This window comes from Nocardia sp. GP40, from assembly GCF_050434125.1.
In the GTDB taxonomy this organism is placed as follows: Bacteria; Actinomycetota; Actinomycetes; order Mycobacteriales; family Mycobacteriaceae; genus Nocardia; species Nocardia albiluteola.
This window is the reverse complement of record NZ_JBNPVW010000006.1, coordinates 243838-261468: the sequence shown is the minus strand read 5'-3', so window position 1 is coordinate 261468 and position 17631 is coordinate 243838. Positions and strand designations below refer to the sequence as shown.

Below are 17631 nucleotides of genomic sequence, written 5' to 3'. Positions count from 1 at the left end.
CGTGATTCAGAAGTCGAGCGCGGGCACGCGGGCGTAGACGCCCGGGAATCCAGCCTCCGCCGCGCCCTTGGCCCACGAGGTGATGCCCGCGAGCGCGCCGTCGATGAGAAGCGGTCCGCCGCTGTCGAATTCACCGGTGTCCGCGGTGGTCGAACCGGCGCAGAAGGCCTTGGCGGGATCGAATTCGGCGCCGTAGGCGGCCGCGCAGGCGGCGTCGGTGACCAGCGGGACGGTGACCGCGCGCAGCAGGGAGTTCGAGAGCAGGTCGTTTTCGGAGGTCGCGCCCCAGCCCACGACCGTGCCCCGGGTGCCGTGCGGTGCGGCGATCCGCACCGTCGGCCGCGCGACCGGGGTGTCCAGGGTCAGGATTGCCAGGTCGTGGTGGAAGCTCAGGTCGCCGTCGAACGTCCCGATCCGGAACTCCGGATCCACCCGGACTGCCCTGACTCCCACGGTGATTCCGTCGCCGTGCGTGAGATCGGTGCGGCCGAAGGTGACGTGCAGCGCGGCCGGGGCGAGCGCCGCGAAGGCCGCGCAGTGCACGGCGGTCAGGACCTTGTCGGGGGCGATCAGCGCGCCCACGCAGTACTGCCCACTCGGGCGCACCGGGAAGGCGGGGGAGCCGATCGCCGCGAGCCACGGATAGGCCGAGGCCTGGACGGGGTGGCCGCCGATCACCGCAGTGGCCGGGCCGGCGGTGACGGTGCCGAGGCCGATCGCCGCGACCGCGGTGACGGCGGCGATGCTCCGAGGAAAGTGCATGGGTACCCGCCCGGTCTATCGAGAACAAAGTCCCGCCCATTCTGTCCCAGCGACGGCCGCCTCGCACAGTGGGGCAGGCGGATTCGGCCGGCGAAATGTGTCGGTGGGCTGCCCTACTCTGGCCCCCATGACCACCTGGAGCGAATTCACCGAGGCAGCCCCGCGTATTTCGACGGTGTTCCAGCGGCGGCACGCGGCGGCCAAGAATCTGTGCCTGCTGGCGACCACGCGCTCGGACGGCTACCCGCGCATCAGCCCGCTCGAACCGATCATGTTCGAGGGCGAGCTGTGGCTGGTCGGCATGCAGGGCACCACGAAATTCCTGGACCTGGCGCGAGATCCGCGGTTCTGCCTGCACACCGCCACCGTCGACACCCAGGTCGGTGACGGCGATGCCAAGCTCTTCGGAGTCGTGCACGATGTCCGCGATCCGGAGCAGCAACGGCGCTGGGCCGAATCGCTGTACGAGGAATCGGGATTCGATCTGCGCGGGGAGAAATTCGATCCGTTCTATGCCGCCGACATCACCGGTGGATCGGCCGTGGAGATCGTCGACGGTCACCTGGAGATCGTGATCTGGAAGCCGGGCGAGGCCGAGCGCGTCGTGGTCAAGCACTGAGCGGGCCCGGCCCCGGAATCAGCTCGCCGCGTGGACCGCGGCCAGGCGTGCGGCGCGGATCGCGTCCCACAGCGGGCGCAGCAGTGTCTCCTGCGCGGCCATGGCGCTGGCCGAAGTCGGCGCCGAGGCCGGTTCGTGCTGCGCGACGGTGAGGATCGCGGCCACGTGGTCGGCGGTATCGAGAATGCGGCGGGCGCGCAAAGGAATCGAGTCGGGGTATTCGTGGCGGGAGTACTCGGCCAGCTCGTCCTCGATCAGCTCGCGGGGATCGCCGCCGCCGGCGTTCACGCCGGTCCGCTGCAGCTGCATGAGGGCGTCGGCGGCATCGCGCACGGCCTGGCGCATCGCGTACTCGGCCTCGCCGAGCGGCATGTCAGGCTCGGAGGTGGCCGGCAGGGGGGTGCGGTAAACCGTCCACTGTAGCGTCTCCTCGTCCACCCAGAGCGGCACCAGGCCCGCGCCGTCGGTGCCCGGCGTGCCGACCAGGATGCCCTCCTCCGCCTCGACCGCGGCGCCGGCGAATTCGGAGCCCGCCGGGAGCCCTCGTACGTCACCGGGCACGGGCAGCACCAGCCGCAGCCGGGCGCCCGGATCGTGAGATTCCTCACGAATGAGCTTGAGCAGCGGCATGATTCCGGCGCCGCTGCGATCGAGCGATTCGCCGCCGGGCCAGGGCAGCCCGGTGTGCCCGCCGGTGACCGGATCGCCCGCGGCGACGAGCTGGCGCGGCGCCCACGCGCGCAGCGCATCCAGCACGTCGTCGGGCGCGCTGCGGCCCGAAAGCCACGCACCGGCCCACACCGTCAGCGTGGCACTGGGAGAACACATAATTCGAGCATAACTGTGCCGTTGCCTGTGGCGCCGTGCGGCCGAGGAGCAAGCTGTCGGTGCCCACGGCTAGGGTTCGGCCATCCGAGCTGCGGAAGGGGAGGGTATGAACCGTACGGACCGGTTATATGCGCTCGTGGAGGAGTTGCGGGCCGTGTCGCCGCGGCGTCGCACGGCGCGGGAGCTGGCCGCGCGCCACGAGGTCAGCATCCGCACGATCGAGCGCGATATCGCGGCACTGCAGCAGTCGGGCGTCCCGATCCACGCGGATGCGGGGCGCACCGGCGGCTACGCGATCGATCGGCGAATGTCGTTGCCGCCGTTGAACTTCTCGCCAGCCGAGGCGGTGGCCGTCGGAGTGGCGTTGCGGCGCATGCACGGTACGCCGTTCGATGCGGCGGGCGCGGGGGCACTGGCCAAGATCATGTCGGCCATGTCGGACGAATCGGCGGGCGCCGCACGGGATCTCGCCGATCGAGTGCGCCTGGTGGAGTCGGCCGACGAGCCGCCTCCCGCGGCCCATGCGGCACTGGTGCAGCAGGCGGTGGTGCGGCGGCGAGTCCTCGAGCTGTCCTACATGGACCGGTTCGGTGCGGTCACCGAGCGCGCCGTCGAACCGCTGCTGCTGATGTGCGGCACCGAGGGGTGGTACCTGGTCGGCTGGTGCAGGCTGCGCCAGGGCAACCGGGTGTTCCGGCTGGACCGGATCACCGCCGCGGCGCTGGCCGAGCCCGCCCCGGCCTCGCGTTCGCTCGGGGATATCGAGGATCTGCCGCCGGAGCGGTTGCTGCGGCCGGTGCGACTGTAGAAAATTCCGGAATTCGTTCGGAAACACCGACATAGGGCTGTCGCGAGGGGCTTCGACACTGATGTGGCGCGGTCATCCCGGCCGGGCACGAAATCGAAGGAGAATTCCGATGGAACCCGCAAACGGCACGGTCACCTGGTTCCAGGTGGGTAGCGCGGATCCCGTCGCGGCCGAGCGCTTCTACGGCAGCCTGTTCGACTGGACCTTCCGGGCGGATCCGGGCAGCGGCGCGGAGTATCAGCTCGTCACCTATCCGGGGCAGCAGGTGCCCAGCGGCGGGTTCGATCGGCTCGACGCCGCGGATACCGCATACGCCGCGTTCTGTGTTCAGGTTGCCGATGTCGGGCAGACCTGCGAGCGCGCGGTGGAGCTGGGCGGCAAGGTGCTGCACCCGGCCGCCACCACGCCGGCCGGTCTGGTCTCGGCCCATCTGCTGGATGCCGACGGCAACAGATTCGTCATCTTCACCCCGGCGCCCCGGTGAGCGTGGGTGGCGGGTCGGGGCGGGCGGCCCGCCACCAGCACTTCATTGCAGGTAGCTCGCTTCCGGCAAAACGTGAAGTCGGCTTGTCAGTTCGTTATTGAAAGCCGATGGTAATCCCTTAGCGGCGGAATACACTGGCGCTCATGTCGGCTGACATCGCGGACGGTCGTACCAGGCTACTGCTGGCGGAGGACCATCCGATGGTGGTGGTGGCACTGCATTCGGCATTCGAGCTGGTCGACGACATCGAGGTCGTCGCTACCACCGGGTCGATCGCGGAGACGGTCTCCACCGCCTCCCAGATCCTTCCCGATGTCATCCTCCTGGACCGCCGGCTTCCCGACGGCAACAGCATCGACGCGATCACAGTGTTGCGCCACGTATCGCCGCAGGCCAGGGTCCTGGTCTTCACCGGGGATGCCGACCGGGACACGCTGAACCGCGTCATCGAGGCAGGTGGCGCGGGCCTGGTGCTCAAGACAGGCCTGTTCGACGACCTGCTCGGCATCATCCGCCGGGTGGCAGCGGGCGAGAACCATTTCGACGTAGATCTGTAACGACGTAGATCTGTAAATACAGACAGGCTCCACACGAAGGCGGCAAGCGATGGCCAGCGACACCCTGACCACGGAACGAGTCAGTAGCAACGATGAGCGCCTGCAGCCGCTGCTCGAGGGTCTCAAGGCGGTTCGCGACGGCGACTTTCGCCGGTACCTGCCCGAGGTGGGCGACCCGGTCCTGGACGAGATCTCCCTGGTGTTCAACGGCATGGTCGACCAGCTCGCGCTGTTCACCACGGAGGTCACGCGAGTGGCACGAGAGGTCGGCACCGAGGGCAAACTCGGTGGTCAGGCGGCGGTGCCCGGGGTCTCGGGCAGCTGGAAGGATCTGACCGATTCGGTCAATGCCATGGCCGACAACCTCACCTCGCAGGTGCGCGATATCGCCGGTGTCGCCACCGCCGTCGCGAAGGGCGACCTGTCCCAGAAGATCACCGTCGACGTCAAGGGTGAGCTGCTGGAGCTGAAGAACACGATCAATACGATGGTCGACCAGCTGTCCTCGTTCGCGGACGAGGTCACCCGCGTGGCCCGCGAGGTGGGCAGCGAGGGCCGCCTCGGCGGCCAGGCGAAGGTGCCGGAGGTGTCGGGCACCTGGCGCGATCTCACCGAATCGGTGAACATCATGGCCGGCAACCTCACCGCACAGGTTCGCGCGATCGCCGAGGTCACCACCTCGGTGGCGAAAGGCGATCTGTCGCAGAAGATTACGGTCGATGCCCGCGGCGAGATCCAGGAGTTGAAGAACACCATCAATACGATGGTCGACACGTTGTCCTCGTTCGCGGACGAGGTCACCCGCGTAGCCCGGGAGGTTGGCACCGAGGGCCGGCTCGGTGGTCAGGCCCAGGTACTGGGGGTCTCGGGCACCTGGAAGGGCCTGACCGAGTCGGTGAACTTCATGGCCGACAACCTCACCGATCAGGTGCGCTCCATCGCCCAGGTCGCCACCGCGGTCGCGAAAGGCGATCTGTCGCAGAAGATCCGGGTGGATGCGCGTGGTGAGATCCTGGAGCTGAAGGACACCATCAATACGATGGTCGACACGTTGTCATCGTTCGCGGACGAGGTCACCCGCGTGGCCCGGGAGGTCGGCACCGACGGGCGGCTGGGTGGTCAGGCCGATGTGAAGGGGGTGTCGGGTACTTGGAAGGGCCTGACGGAGTCGGTGAACGTGATGGCCGACAATCTGACCGCGCAGGTGCGCTCCATCGCCGAGGTCACCACCGCCGTCGCCCGCGGCGATCTGTCGCAGAAGATCAGGGTGGATGCGCGCGGTGAGATTCTGGAGCTGAAGGACACGATCAATACGATGGTCGACACGCTGTCCTCCTTCGCGGACGAGGTCACCCGCGTCGCGCGCGATGTCGGTACCCAGGGGCGGCTGGGTGGTCAGGCCGATGTGAAGGGGGTGTCGGGTACTTGGAAGGGCCTGACGGAGTCGGTGAACGTGATGGCCGACAATCTGACCGATCAGGTGCGCTCCATCGCCCAGGTCGCGACGGCGGTCGCCAGGGGCGATCTGTCGCAGAAGATCACCGTCGAGGCCAAGGGCGAGGTCGCCGCGCTGGCGCAGACGATCAACACCATGGTCGACACGCTCTCCGCATTCGCGGACGAGGTGACCCGCGTCGCGCGCGAGGTCGGCACGGAGGGCATCCTTGGCGGCCAGGCCCGCGTACAGAACGTGGCCGGAACCTGGAAGAGCCTGACCGACAACGTGAATTCGATGGCCGGCAATCTGACGAATCAGGTGCGGTCCATCGCTCAGGTCACCACGGCGGTGGCTCGCGGCGATCTGTCGCAGAAGATCGACGTCGACGCGCGCGGTGAGATCCTGGAGCTCAAGACCACCATCAACACCATGGTCGACACGCTCTCGGCCTTTGCCGCGGAGGTCACCCGCGTGGCCCGCGAGGTCGGCAAGGAGGGGCAGCTCGGCGGTCAGGCCGAGGTCGAGGGCGTGTCCGGCACCTGGAAGCGCCTCACCGAGAACGTGAACGAGCTCGCCGGCAATCTGACGCGGCAGGTTCGCGCCATCGCCGAGGTCACGGGCGCGGTGGCCACCGGAGACCTGACCCGGTCCATTTCGGTCGAGGCCAAGGGCGAGGTCGCCGAGTTGAAGGACAACATCAACGCGATGGTGCAGTCGCTGCGCGAAACGACCCGCACCAACGAGGAACAGGCCTGGCTCAATACCAACCTGGCCCGGATCTCCGGGCGCCTGCAGGGCCATCGCGATCTGTCCGCCGTGGCCCAGCTCATCATGAATCAGGTCACCCCGCTGGTCGGAGCCCAGTACGGCACCTTCTTCTTCATGGAGACCGAGAACGACCGCCCGGTATTGCGCCTGATCGCCGGATATGGGCGCATCGAGGACGGGACGATCTTCTACCTCGGCCAGTCGCTGGTCGGGCAGGTCGCGCAGTCGAAGAAGGCGATCATGATCGATCGGACGCCGCCGGATTACGTGCAGATCTCCTCCGGGTTGGGGTCCGGACGTCCGGCCAGCCTGATCGTGCTGCCGATCGTCTTCGAGGATCAGGTGCTCGGGGTCATGGAGGTGGCCTCGTTCACCAGGTTCACGGTCGTGCAGCGCGACTTCCTGGAGCAGCTGATGGAGACCATCGGCGTCAATGTCAATACGATCATGGCCAGCGCCCGCACCGACACCCTGCTCGGGGAGTCGCAGCGGCTGGCCGGTCAGCTGCAGCAGTCCAACGCCGATCTCGAGGAGAAGGCCGAACTGCTCGTACGCCAGAACCGCGACATCGAAATGAAGAACTTCGAGATCGAGCAGGCGCGGCAGGAGATCGAGGAGCGCGCCCAGCAGATCGCGCTGGCCTCGAAGTACAAGTCGGAATTCCTGGCGAACATGTCGCACGAACTGCGCACCCCGCTGACCAGCCTGCTCATCCTGGCGGGCGTGCTGGCGCAGAACGCCTCGCGCAACCTCACCGAGAAGCAGGTCGAATTCGCCAAGGTGATCCAGTCCGCTGGAAAGGATCTGCAGCAGCTGATCGACGACATCCTCGACCTGTCGAAGGTCGAGGCCGGCAAGATGGATATCCACACCGAGCCGGTGCCCCTGCGCCAGCTGCTGGACTACGTGCAGACCACGTTCCGCCCGCTGACCACGCAGAAGGGTCTGCAGTTCGACGTGGTGGTGGAGCCCGACGCCCCCGCGCAGCTGGAGACCGACGAACAGCGGCTGCGTCAGGTGCTGCGCAATCTGCTGTCCAATGCCGTCAAATTCACCGAGACGGGCACCGTCCGGCTCACGGTGCGCCGATTCGACGAGCACATCGCATTCTCGGTGAGCGACACGGGAATCGGCATCGCCGAGCAGAATCTGGAGACGATCTTCGCCGCCTTCCAGCAGGCCGACGGGACCACCAGCCGCCGCTACGCCGGCACCGGCCTGGGCCTGTCGATCAGCAGGCAGGTCGCGAATCTGCTCGGCGGCGAGATCAGCGCCGAGAGTCAGATCGGGGTGGGTAGTACCTTCACGCTGTACCTGCCGCTGGACACGCAGCCGGAGATCGTCGCCGAATCCCGTGCCCTCCCAGAGTCTTCCGACCGGGTCGTGCTCGTCGTCGAGGATCAGACCGAGCGGCCGCTGACGCGCCTGGTGTCCGGCGTCGTGGCACAGCTGGCCGACACCACCGGTCCGGTCCACCTGGAGTCCGTCGGGACCTCCGAGCAGGCGCTGGCGGCCGCTTCCGGAAGTCAGTGCGTGCTGGTCGATGTCGGTATGGATGGGATGTCGTCGCCGGAGTTCCTGAGCGGGATGAGGGCGGCCATGTCGTCGAAAACCGCTGCGGTGCTGGCCTATGCGGTCGCCGATGCCGACAACGAGGAGGTCCTGCTGACCGAGGCGATCGCCCGGAACAACCAGGTGGAGCTGTTCGCCTCCGCCGACGAGTTCCGCGAGCGGTTCATTCTGCAGCTGACCCATCCGCATTCCACCGAACTGGAGAAGCCGGGCCGGCCCAAACAGTATTCGGGCCTGCGCGGCCGCAGGGTGCTGCTCATCGACGACGACACCCGCAACGTGCTCGCCATCGCCGGCATGCTGGAGCTGAACGGCATGTCGGTGGACCATGCGCCCAACGGCCGCAAGGGAATCGAGGCGTTGCAGGCCTACCCGGAGGTGGACGTGATCCTGATGGACGTCATGATGCCGGAGATGGACGGCTACGCCACCACCGCCGCGATCCGCAAGATGCCCCGGTTCAATCGCCTGCCGATCATCATGGTGACGGCCAAGGCGATGGCGGGGGATCGCGACAAGAGCCTGTCCTCGGGCGCGAGCGATTACATCACCAAGCCGGTCGATCCAGACGATCTGCTGGCCTGCATCGGCCGCTGGGTGGGGGTGCCGACGGACGAGTGATCAGTGCTGCCGAAACCAGTCGAGGCAGTTGTCCCACATCTGCGGTGCCGGCGCATGGCCCAGACCGGGGTGCAGCGTGACCCGGATCCGGTCGCCGTAGCCGGGATAGGTCGTCGAGAGCAGGTCGCGGAATCGGATTGCGCCGTCGGCCGGGACATGTGCGTCGTCGGCGCCGCATTCCACGGTGATTGCGGGCCGATGCGCGTAGCGGGCGGCGTTGGTGATCGGATCGAGGTGATCGTAGAAGAATTCGGCGTACGCGTCGGGCTCGCCGGGCGGGAGCACAGTGTCCGGATCCTGGAAATCGTGCATGCCCGGTCGCAGCCAGTCCGGGGTGGCGATCACGGCGGCGACGGTGCTGATCCTGGTGTCGATGCCCGCGGCGGCGATCGCGATGTCGCCTCCCATCGAGAAGCCGCCCATCTTCACCGTGCCGCGAACTCCGAGATTCGTTGTGGCCCAGTCGATGACTCGGAGGGTGTCCAGGGCCGTCTGGCCGAGGATCGGCCACATGTTCCGGCGGAAATCGCTGAACACCCGGATCGCGAGCTGTTCCGCGGGTTCGAGCCCGCGTTCGCCGTGCTGCCAGGGATCCAGGCTTACTGCCGCGAATCCCGCCTCGGCCAGTTGCCGTAGTTGCGGAGCGACGTCGTCCTTGGTTCCGGTGAACCACGGCAGCCACAGGACGAGATCGCCGTTCGACGTTCCGTCCGCAGGCTCGGCCCACAGCACCGGGATTCCGTCTACGGTGTCGGTGTTGAGCTCCACGTGCCCGTCGGTCATGGTCATCCTTCAATCCTTCGTCGCACGGCAAGACGCCCGAGACCGGCGGCTCCCGCGGACACGATAGCCCAATCCGCCTGCGCGACCAGGAATCTGCCGGACGGGAGGATCAGAGATCGATGCCGGACTCCCGCAGCCGGGTCTCGAGCAGCTTGCGCACCAGCGCCCGCGGCAGTGGACGGTCGGGTGGGAAGTGCAGTGAGCTCTTCGTCATCGTGTATCCAGCGAGACTGTTGGGGAGGGCCGGCAATACCGAGCCGCTGTGCGGCAGATAGCTGAGGTGCTTGGTGAAGGCGGCGAATCCCGCGACGACCTGCCCCTGGACCTTGAATCCGGGCATCCCGTAGGAGATGCATTCCTGTGCCGCGGGGAGCAGCGCCCGGATATCCGAACGGAGCTGCTGCAGCGTGTGCCGTCCGGGCTCGGCCACGTCCGCGAGGTACGCGTCGACATCGCTGGCAACCATTCGGCTACCTTATCGTTCGTGGCCACGGATGACGAACTCACCGGCGGCCGAGACGATGACGGCGGCGCGGCGGGCGCGGGCGTGGAAGGATGGATCGGGATCGGCTCTGCGGGACACCGGGTACTGCGGAAGGGAGTCTCCCATGACGGGCACGGACGGCGCGTGGCTGCCGGACGCGGCGCGTGAGCGGCTGGCCCGCTTCTCGTCCTCCGGTGTGCGCACCTCCCTGCTGTCGGTGGCGGGCGCGGTCGGTGTCGAATCGGTGGGGCTGACGCCGGTCGCGGAGGTCATGGGCTGCATCGTGCAGCAGATCGGATGGACCGGCCTGAGCGGCTACGGCATGAGCGCCGCCTACGGGCTGGGCCAGGTGAACTTCCAGCCGTACGTGGAGGCGCTGTATCGCGGCTACAACACCGCGCTCGCCCGGATGACGGCCGAGGCGGCGGCGATGGGCGCCGACGGCGTGGTGGGGGTGCGGTTGACGCGCAGCCATCTCGGGCAGAGCGCCCAGGAATTCGTCGCCCTCGGTAGCGCGGTGCGGGCCCAGTCCCGGCATCGGCCCACGCAGCCCTTCACCGCCGTACTTCCCGGCCAGGATGTGGCCAAACTGATGCAGTCCGGGTGGGTCCCGGCCCGGATCGGCATCGGAATCGCGGTCGAGGCGCAGTATCTGGACTGGCGCAGCCGCAACCAGATGGGCATTCTGGCCGGCAACACGGAGGTGAGCGGCCCGACCGACCTCATCACCCGGGTTCGGCACCGGGCGCGCGACACGTTCGGCCGCCACGCCGCCGAGACCCAGGCGGACGGGGCGATCGTGTCGGACATCCAGTTGCGAACCTGGGACCAGGAGCTCAACAATGCCGTCCTGCTCTGCGCGGAGTCGAAGGTGTTCGGCACCGCGATATCGAGATTCCGGGACGGCCCACGGCCCGCGCGCAGCAGTGCGCCGACCATCATGCCGCTGCGGTGACGGCGATGATCACACGAGAAACAGAGAGGTGAGCATGACCAGTGCCGATGAGCGCCAGGGCATCCCCGAGGATGCCATGCGCCGCCTGTCCGAGATGCGGCCCGGCCAGAGCACCACATTGTTCACCTCCGATCTGAGCGTCAACGAGTTCCTGCTGGTGCGCGAGGCCGGTTTCCGCCCGCTGGGCATGGTGCTGGGCTCGAGCATCTACCACGTCGGCTTCCAGTTCGGCCGGTGGAACAAGAACCAGGAGCTCGAGACCCTCTCGAACGCGATGTACCACGCGCGGGAACTGGCGATGACCAGGATGGAGGCGGAGGCCGACGTGCTGGGCGCGGACGGGATCGTCGGCGTCCGGCTCGATATCGAGTTCAAGGAGTTCGGCAGCGACCTGGCCGAATTCATCGCGATCGGCACCGCGGTGAAGTACGACCGAGGTGGTGAGGCGGGGGTAAGCATCAACACAGCTGAGCCGGGCAGCTGGCGCAACAATCAGAACAAGCCGTTCACCTCGGACCTGTCGGGCCAGGACTTCTGGACGCTGATTCAGTCCGGCTACGCGCCGCTGGGCATGGTCATGGGCTCGTGCGTGTATCACATTGCGCACCAACGGTTCTGGCAGGCGATGGGCAACATCGGGCAGAACGTGGAGATCCCGCAGTTCACCGAGGCCCTCTACGACGCCCGCGAGCTGGCGATGTCGCGGATGCAGGCGGAGGCGGAGAGCCTGCACGCCGAGGGCATCGTCGGGGTGCAGCTGCTGTCGCTGCCGCATCGCTGGGGCGGGCACACCACCGAGTTCTTCTCCGTCGGCACCGCCATCCGCCCCCTGCGCGCCGACCACCACATCGCCAAACCGCAGCTCGTGCTGCCTCTGGTGGACAGATGAGGGGGGTAGCGGTGGTCATCACGACATCGACTGCCGGCGAGGCGAAGTCGTGACCGGCGGCGAGCTCGGCCCGATGTGGGACATGCACACGATGATCGCCACGCTGCGCGCCGAGCGCAGCGATGTGGAGTCCTACGGTCGTGTCTTGACCAACGTCCTGGGCGACGCACTGCCGGAGGAGATGGTCGAGGTCGAGTATCGGCGCACCATGTCCGACCGGATGAGCGGCAAGCCCGGCCAGGCCGTCGCGGTCCGCGTGCACGCCCCGGAGCGGGAACTGGAGCTGCGTCAAGGCAAGCGCGGCGGCATCGAGGCCGAGGTGCGCAGCGTTGTGCGCGGCGTGGTCATCAGCCGCAAGCAGGTCGGCATCGACGAGTGGCTCCACATCCTCGCCGAGGAGCTGAACACCCTCGCCACCCGCGACGCCGCCGCTCGCAACGCGCTCGCGCGGCTGTTCGACGCCTGAGCCGGTGTGCATGTGAGTGTCGATGCAGTTCAGCCGATTTCGGGCGGCCGCCGGGAGAGATGAAGCGCCTCAGTCGGTTTCGGTGACGAAGTCGATGAGGCGCTCCACCGCGCCCAGCAGCGGGGCCTCCAGGTCGCGGTAGGAATCCACGGCGTTGTAGACCCGGCGCCAGCCGTCCTGGGGTGTGCCCCAGCCCAGGCGGCGGCAGATGCCGGTCTTCCAATCCTCGCCGCGAGGCACGTCCGGCCAGGCCGCGATGCCGACCGCCGCGGGGCGCACCGCCTGCCAGACGTCGACGTACGGATGGCCCGTGACCAGCACGTGCGGCCCGAGGCCGGTGGTCAGCGAGGTCTCCTTGGATCCGTCGACCAGGTGGTCGACCAGCACGCCGACCCGATTACCCGGGCCGGGGCCGAATTCGGTGAGCCGGGCCCCCAGGTTGTCCAGGCCCTCGAGATGTTCCACCACGACGCCCTCGACCCGCAGATCGTGCCCCCACACCCGCTCCACCAGCGCCGCGTCGTGCACGCCCTCGACCCAGATGCGGCTGCCGCGCGCCACCCGGGCACGTAGTCCCTCCACGCGGGTGGAGCCCGAGGCCGAGCGGGCAGGGCGCGCGGGCGCGGCGGCCTTGGGCCGGACCAGCGTGACGGGCCGGCCGTCGATCAGGAACGCCGCCTCCCGCATCGCGAACAGCCGCACCCGCCCGTCGCGATCCTCCAGCTTGACGAACTCCCCGTCGTACGTGCGCTCGAAACCGACCACGGCGCCGCAGAATCCGCTCGCGGCATCCTCGGCCACCAGCTCGCGCTCGGCGCTCACCTGCGGTATCGCGCGCTTGTGGGTGCGGGAATGTCCGGAGTAGATGTCGCCGTAGTCCTTCACCGGTCCGAATGTACCGTGCGCGCACCCTGTTTCGGCGGCGCGGCGTGGCGGCCCGGACCCGCGTCCGTGTTTCGGTCGGAGTCGCGCAGTGCCGTGGTGGCGATGTCGAGGAAGTCGCGCAGCAGCCGGTCGGGCCGGTCCGCCACGACGGCCAGGCAGGTCTCGGCGCTCGGGGCGTCGGTGACGGGCAGGCAGACCAGATCTGGGCGGGAGTAGAACCGCGCGACGCTCACCGGGACCAGCGAGATGCCGTGCCCGGCGGCGATGCGCTCGAATTTCTCCTCAACCGAGGCCGTTCGCCGGCCCGCCGCGTCGAGCATCGCCTCGCCCTCGAGGTCGGCCAGGGTGAGCAAGCGCCGGTGCGCGAGCCGATGCCGGGCGGGCATGCACGCCACCCGGTGATCGCGGCCGATGGGGATCGTGTGCAGGCCGGAGTCGTCGAACGGCCGGCGCAGATAGCCGATGTGGGCCCGGCCGTCGCGCAGCGGCGCGTCCTGCTCCCACCAGCGGGCCGGCAGGACGTCGGTCTCGACGTCCGGGTGACGGGACCCGAACGCCCGGATCGCCTCGGACACATGGAGTCCGTGGGCGAAGGCGATGACCAGCCGCCGCACGGCCCGGTCGGCATCGTGGACCCGCCGCACCGCCGCGTCCACGGTCGCGAGCAGCCCTTGGGCCTCCTCGTAGAGCTGCTTGCCGGCGGCGGTCAGCTCCACGCTGCGGGTGGTCCGTTCGAGCAGGGGACAGTCCAGCTCCTGTTCGAAGGCCCTGATCTGGCGGCTGAGCACCGGCTGCGCGATGTAGAGCTGGGCCGCCGCCCGGCCGAAGTGCCGGTGCTGCGCCACCGCGACGAAGTACCGGAGCTTGCGCAGATCGAGATCCATGCCCTCAGGGTATCAATGTCCGGGAAGGGTATTGGACGCCGCGCGCGGCCGTCCCGAGACTCGAAGCATGATCATCATCACCACTCCCACCGGGCAGATCGGCAGCCGGCTGCTGGAGATCCTGCTCGACGAAAAGCCCACTCCCGATGCGGAACTGCGCGTCATCGTCCGCGATCCCGGGAAACTCCCCGAGCGGGTCCGCGCCCGCGTCGACGTCGTCGTCGGCTCCCACGGCGACCCCGGCGTCGTGGACCGGGCCCTGTCCGGTGCGGACGCCGTGTTCTGGCTGGTGCCGGGGGATCCCGGTGCGCCGAGCCTGGACGCGGTGTATTCCGGATTCACCCGCCCGGCCGCCAAGGCGTTCACCGCGCGGGGCGTCGGGCATGTCGTCGGCGTCTCCTCGCTCGGCCGCGGCACCCCGGTGGCCGGCCGCGCCGGGCACGTGACGGCGTCGCTGGCGATGGACGACCTCATCGGGAGCACCGGCGTGGCCTATCGGGCGCTGGCGAATCCGCCGTTCATGGACAACCTGCTGTGGCAGGTGGTTTCGATCCGCGACGACGGCGTCTTCACCGGCACCGGCATCGCGGACCTGGCCGCCCCGATCGTGGCCACCCGCGATATCGCGGCGGCGGCGGCCGATCTGCTGATCGACCGCACGTGGACCGGTGCGGACGAAGTCCCCGTCGTGGGGCCGGAGGAGCTGTCGCCGGAGGATATGGCCCGCATCATGTCCGGGGTGCTCGGCCGCCCGATCCGGTATGTCCGGCAGTCGCTCGAGGACCTGCGCGCCGGGATGTCCGCGCGCGGGGCGGGCGGGGCGATCGTGCAGGGCTACGTCGACATGGCGCGCGCGGCGAACGAAGGCCTCTACGACGGCGTGCCGCGCACGCCGGGCAGCACCGGCCCGACGACCTTCCACGAATGGTGTGAGCTCGTCCTGGCCCCGGCGGTGCGGGCATGAGCACCGCACTCGTCGTCGGCGCGTCCCGCGGCCTCGGCCTGGGCCTGGCGGCAACCTACGCGCGCCGCGGCTGGGACGTCATCGGCACCGTCCGCGGCGCCGGGCACACCGGCCTGCACGATCTGGCCGCGGCGTCCGGCGGCCGGGTCACCGTCGAATCCCTGGACATGACGGAGCAGGACCAGCTCGCCGCGCTGCGCGACCGCCTCGCCGGCCGCCGGCTCGACCTGTTGTTCGTCAATGCCGCGATCACCCTGGGCAACCTTCCGATCGGGGAGGTCCCGACGGAGATGTTTGTCGAGGTCATGGTCACCAACGCGCTGAGCCCGCTGCGCGTGGTCGAGTCCCTGCGCACGCTGGTCGCGCCCGCCGGGACGATCGGCGTGATGTCCTCGCGCCAGGGCAGCCTCGCCCTGAACGTCAACGGCGGCCACGAGCTCTACCGCGCGAGCAAGTCCGCCCTGAATCAGCTGATGCGCAGCTACGCCGTGCGCCACGCCGACGCCGGGCACACCCTGCTGCTCGTCTGCCCGGGCCATGTCCGCACCGAGCTCGGCGGCGCGGACGCGCCGCTGACGATCGAGGAGTCCATCCCGGGCGTCGTCGACACGATCGAACGTCATCGCGGCGAGCCGGGGTTGAAATTCGTCAACTATCAGGACGAGACGGTGCCCTGGTAGCGGCCGGGTCATCGACTGGCCGGGGCGAATCCTCGGACGACGGGGCTCGGGTGGCGGCCGGAGTCGCTGTGGCGTTGAGGCTTTCGGGATCGAGCGTCTCGGCCGGGCGGCAGGGTCGACACTTCGTGCGACCTTGCGTGGCGTGCAAGCCACGCGGGGTCGCCTCGGGTGTGGATCGGCGGGGAGACGGCGTCGAAACGGTTCGGAGTTGCGGAGGTGGCAGCACTGCACGGAATGCGAAAATGCAATCGCTGCAAGGAATTGCGTGCTCACGGCCGTCGCGTGGCGTGCGGACCGTGCCGGATGGAGTCCGGCCTCGCGATCGAGTCGCCGGGCTCGGCGGTGCGGTGCGCCGGGCCGCGGCGAAATGTCTATGTCGTATACCCCTGAGTGTCGGTGCGGGCGGCTACTGTTGATGACGTGGCCGCAATTGCGTTCTTGGTCGCGGGCATTCTGCTCGCCGCCGCCGAGATGCTCACCGGTGATTTCACGCTGCTCATGCTGGGTGGCGCCGCGCTGGTGACGGCCGGCGTGGGCGGGATCGCGGATACCTCGGCGATCATCGACGCGGTCGTGTTCGGGGTGAGCGCGCTGGTGCTGCTGTTCCTCGTGCGTCCGCTTCTGTTGCGCCGCTTCGCCGTTCCGCCGACCACGCCCACGAATGTGCACGCGCTTCCGGGTAAGACGGCCAAGGTGCTCGAGGCGGTCGACGAGGAGTCCGGCCGGGTGAAGATCGACGGTGAGGTCTGGAGCGCGCGGTCCTTGGACCCGACAGAGCGTTATGCCGAGGGGGAAACCGTGTACGTGATGAAGATCGACGGCGCGCACGCCGTCGTGTGGAAGGGGCCCTAATGGTTGCACTGATAGTCGCCGTAGTCCTGGTCCTGTTGGTCGCGGTGGTGTTGTTCCGTTCGATTGCGCTGGTGCCGCAGGCCGAGGCGGCGGTGATCGAGCGGCTGGGGCGGTACTCGCGCACCGTGTCCGGGCAGCTGACGCTGCTGGTGCCGTTCGCCGATCGGGTGCGGGCCCGGGTGGACCTGCGCGAGCGGGTGGTGTCCTTCCCGCCGCAGCCGGTGATCACCCAGGACAACCTCACCGTGCAGATCGACTCGGTGGTGTATTTCCAGGTCACCAGCCCGCAGGCCGCGGTGTACGAGATCAGCAACTACATCGCCGCGGTCGAGCAGCTGACCATCACCACCCTGCGCAACGTGGTCGGCGGCATGACCCTGGAGGAGACACTGACCTCCCGCGACCAGATCAACTCGCAGCTGCGCGGCGTGCTTGACGAGGCCACCGGCCGGTGGGGGTTGCGCGTGTCGCGCGTCGAGCTCAAGGCCATCGATCCGCCGCCATCGATTCAGGAATCGATGGAGAAGCAGATGAAGGCCGACCGCGAGAAGCGCGCGATCATCCTGACCGCGGAGGGTAACCGCGAGGCCCAGATCAAGACGGCCGAGGGCGCCAAGCAGGCACAGATCCTCGCCGCGGAGGGCTCCAAGCAGTCCGCCATCCTGTCCGCCGAGGGTGAGCGGCAGAGCCGTATCCTGCGTGCCCAGGGTGAACGCGCGGCCGCCTACCTGCAGGCCCAGGGCCAGGCCAAGGCGATCGAAAAGGTCTTCGCGGCAATCAAATCGGGCAAGCCCACGCCCGAACTGCTTGCCTACCAATACATGCAGACGCTGCCGCTCGTCGCGAAGGGCGATGCCAACAAGGTCTGGATGGTGCCCAGCGATTTCGGCAAGGCGCTCGAGGGTTTCGCCCGTAACTTCGGCACCCAGGGCGAGGACGGCGTGTTCCGGTACGAGCCGAGCACCGACGGCGACAGCCCGGTGGCCGAGGACGACACCGACGAGGTCGCCGACTGGTTCGACGTGTCGACCGACCCGGCCGCCGCACGGGCGGTCCGCGCGGCCGAGGCGGCCGCGGCCACCCCGGTCGAGGCGCCGGTGCCGCCGATCGGGGGGCGGAATACGCCCGGGCAGGCGAGCATTTCGCCGCAGCGCACCCCGGCGCAGTTCCAGCCGCAGTATCAGGCACCGCCGCCGCAGCGGCCGAGTCAGGAGCAGACCCGGGGGTGGCAGCCGCCGGAGCCGCCGGGACGGTAACGGACCGGCCCGGTCCGGCGATGTAGCAATCGTCGGACCGGGGGACCGGTGACGGGGTGTACTGCAAGGAAGCGGT

19 protein-coding genes are annotated in these 17631 nt (G+C 68.7%); 12 read left to right on the top strand and 7 right to left on the bottom strand.

Going from position 1 to position 17631, the window contains the following annotated elements; all coding sequences use genetic code 11:
* Positions 1–6: 6 nt before the first annotated feature.
* The gene (locus ABH933_RS20145; protein WP_429423735.1) at positions 7–762 is read right to left on the bottom strand and encodes a S1 family peptidase; all 756 of its coding nucleotides are present in this window, start codon (positions 760–762) and stop codon (positions 7–9) included.
* A 127-nt stretch (positions 763–889) separates the two neighbouring features.
* Here ABH933_RS20145 and ABH933_RS20140 point away from each other — a divergent pair, with 127 nt between their 5' ends.
* Positions 890–1381 carry a pyridoxamine 5'-phosphate oxidase family protein gene (locus tag ABH933_RS20140; RefSeq protein ID WP_429423734.1) on the top strand — a complete coding sequence of 164 codons (492 nt, stop codon included), beginning with the start codon at positions 890–892 and terminating at the stop codon, positions 1379–1381.
* A gap of 18 nt (positions 1382–1399) precedes the next feature.
* On the opposite strand, the gene ABH933_RS20135 is transcribed toward ABH933_RS20140, so the two are convergent.
* Positions 1400–2209 carry a hypothetical protein gene (locus ABH933_RS20135; RefSeq protein WP_429423733.1) on the bottom strand — a complete coding sequence of 270 codons (810 nt, stop codon included), beginning with the start codon at positions 2207–2209 and terminating at the stop codon, positions 1400–1402.
* A 106-nt stretch (positions 2210–2315) separates the two neighbouring features.
* On the opposite strand from ABH933_RS20135, the gene ABH933_RS20130 reads away from it, so the two are divergent.
* The 4 genes from ABH933_RS20130 (at position 2316) to ABH933_RS20115 (ending at position 8457) form a co-directional block, all read left to right on the top strand.
* Positions 2316–3017: a helix-turn-helix transcriptional regulator gene (locus tag ABH933_RS20130; RefSeq protein ID WP_429423732.1), complete on the top strand. Its 702-nt coding sequence runs from the start codon at positions 2316–2318 to the stop codon at positions 3015–3017.
* 109 nt (positions 3018–3126) lie between these two features.
* Positions 3127–3501 carry a VOC family protein gene (locus ABH933_RS20125; protein ID WP_429423731.1) on the top strand — a complete coding sequence of 125 codons (375 nt, stop codon included), beginning with the start codon at positions 3127–3129 and terminating at the stop codon, positions 3499–3501.
* Between the two features lie 143 nt (positions 3502–3644).
* Positions 3645–4058: a response regulator gene (locus ABH933_RS20120; RefSeq protein ID WP_429423730.1), complete on the top strand. Its 414-nt coding sequence runs from the start codon at positions 3645–3647 to the stop codon at positions 4056–4058.
* A 49-nt stretch (positions 4059–4107) separates the two neighbouring features.
* Complete coding sequence (locus tag ABH933_RS20115) at positions 4108–8457, top strand: HAMP domain-containing protein (RefSeq protein ID WP_429423729.1); 4350 nt, start codon at positions 4108–4110, stop codon at positions 8455–8457.
* On the opposite strand, the gene ABH933_RS20110 is transcribed toward ABH933_RS20115, so the two are convergent.
* The 3 genes from ABH933_RS20110 to ABH933_RS20100 form a co-directional block, all read right to left on the bottom strand.
* Positions 8458–9246, bottom strand: a complete 789-nt coding sequence (locus tag ABH933_RS20110) for a hypothetical protein (RefSeq protein ID WP_429423728.1) — start codon at positions 9244–9246, stop codon at positions 8458–8460.
* Positions 9247–9349: 103 nt separating this feature from the next.
* The gene (locus tag ABH933_RS20105) at positions 9350–9706 is read right to left on the bottom strand and encodes an iron chaperone (protein WP_429423727.1); all 357 of its coding nucleotides are present in this window, start codon (positions 9704–9706) and stop codon (positions 9350–9352) included.
* 9 nt (positions 9707–9715) lie between these two features.
* Complete coding sequence (locus ABH933_RS20100) at positions 9716–9850, bottom strand: hypothetical protein (RefSeq protein WP_429423726.1); 135 nt, start codon at positions 9848–9850, stop codon at positions 9716–9718.
* Between ABH933_RS20100 and ABH933_RS20095 the strand changes: the two genes are divergently transcribed.
* The 3 genes from ABH933_RS20095 to ABH933_RS20085 all read left to right on the top strand — a co-directional run bounded on the left by ABH933_RS20095 (position 9849) and on the right by ABH933_RS20085 (position 12034).
* Entirely contained in the window at positions 9849–10679 is an 831-nt protein-coding gene (locus ABH933_RS20095; protein WP_429423725.1) for a heavy metal-binding domain-containing protein, read from the top strand. The two genes, ABH933_RS20100 and ABH933_RS20095, sit on opposite strands and share 2 nt — an antisense overlap.
* Positions 10680–10755: 76 nt before the next feature.
* Positions 10756–11568 (top strand): heavy metal-binding domain-containing protein, encoded by an 813-nt coding sequence (locus ABH933_RS20090; protein ID WP_429423786.1) that lies wholly within the window; start codon positions 10756–10758, stop codon positions 11566–11568.
* Positions 11569–11617: 49 nt separating this feature from the next.
* Entirely contained in the window at positions 11618–12034 is a 417-nt protein-coding gene (locus ABH933_RS20085; protein ID WP_429423724.1) for a hypothetical protein, read from the top strand.
* Positions 12035–12103: 69 nt separating this feature from the next.
* Here ABH933_RS20085 and ABH933_RS20080 read toward each other — a convergent pair whose 3' ends face one another.
* A complete protein-coding gene (locus tag ABH933_RS20080; protein WP_429423723.1) occupies positions 12104–12919 on the bottom strand; it encodes a DUF3097 domain-containing protein in 816 nt (271 codons plus the stop codon).
* Positions 12916–13803 (bottom strand): LysR family transcriptional regulator, encoded by an 888-nt coding sequence (locus ABH933_RS20075; RefSeq protein WP_429423722.1) that lies wholly within the window; start codon positions 13801–13803, stop codon positions 12916–12918. The genes ABH933_RS20080 and ABH933_RS20075 overlap by 4 nt, the downstream gene beginning before the upstream one ends.
* A gap of 67 nt (positions 13804–13870) precedes the next feature.
* Here ABH933_RS20075 and ABH933_RS20070 point away from each other — a divergent pair, with 67 nt between their 5' ends.
* The 4 genes from ABH933_RS20070 to ABH933_RS20055 all read left to right on the top strand — a co-directional run bounded on the left by ABH933_RS20070 (position 13871) and on the right by ABH933_RS20055 (position 17555).
* Positions 13871–14767: an NAD(P)H-binding protein gene (locus tag ABH933_RS20070; RefSeq protein WP_429423720.1), complete on the top strand. Its 897-nt coding sequence runs from the start codon at positions 13871–13873 to the stop codon at positions 14765–14767.
* A complete protein-coding gene (locus tag ABH933_RS20065) occupies positions 14764–15447 on the top strand; it encodes an SDR family NAD(P)-dependent oxidoreductase (protein ID WP_215920279.1) in 684 nt (227 codons plus the stop codon). The genes ABH933_RS20070 and ABH933_RS20065 overlap by 4 nt, the downstream gene beginning before the upstream one ends.
* A gap of 420 nt (positions 15448–15867) precedes the next feature.
* Positions 15868–16299, top strand: a complete 432-nt coding sequence (locus ABH933_RS20060) for an NfeD family protein (protein ID WP_429423717.1) — start codon at positions 15868–15870, stop codon at positions 16297–16299.
* A complete protein-coding gene (locus ABH933_RS20055) occupies positions 16299–17555 on the top strand; it encodes an SPFH domain-containing protein (protein ID WP_429423715.1) in 1257 nt (418 codons plus the stop codon). Before ABH933_RS20060 ends, ABH933_RS20055 begins: the two co-directional genes overlap by 1 nt.
* Positions 17556–17631: the final 76 nt, after the last annotated feature.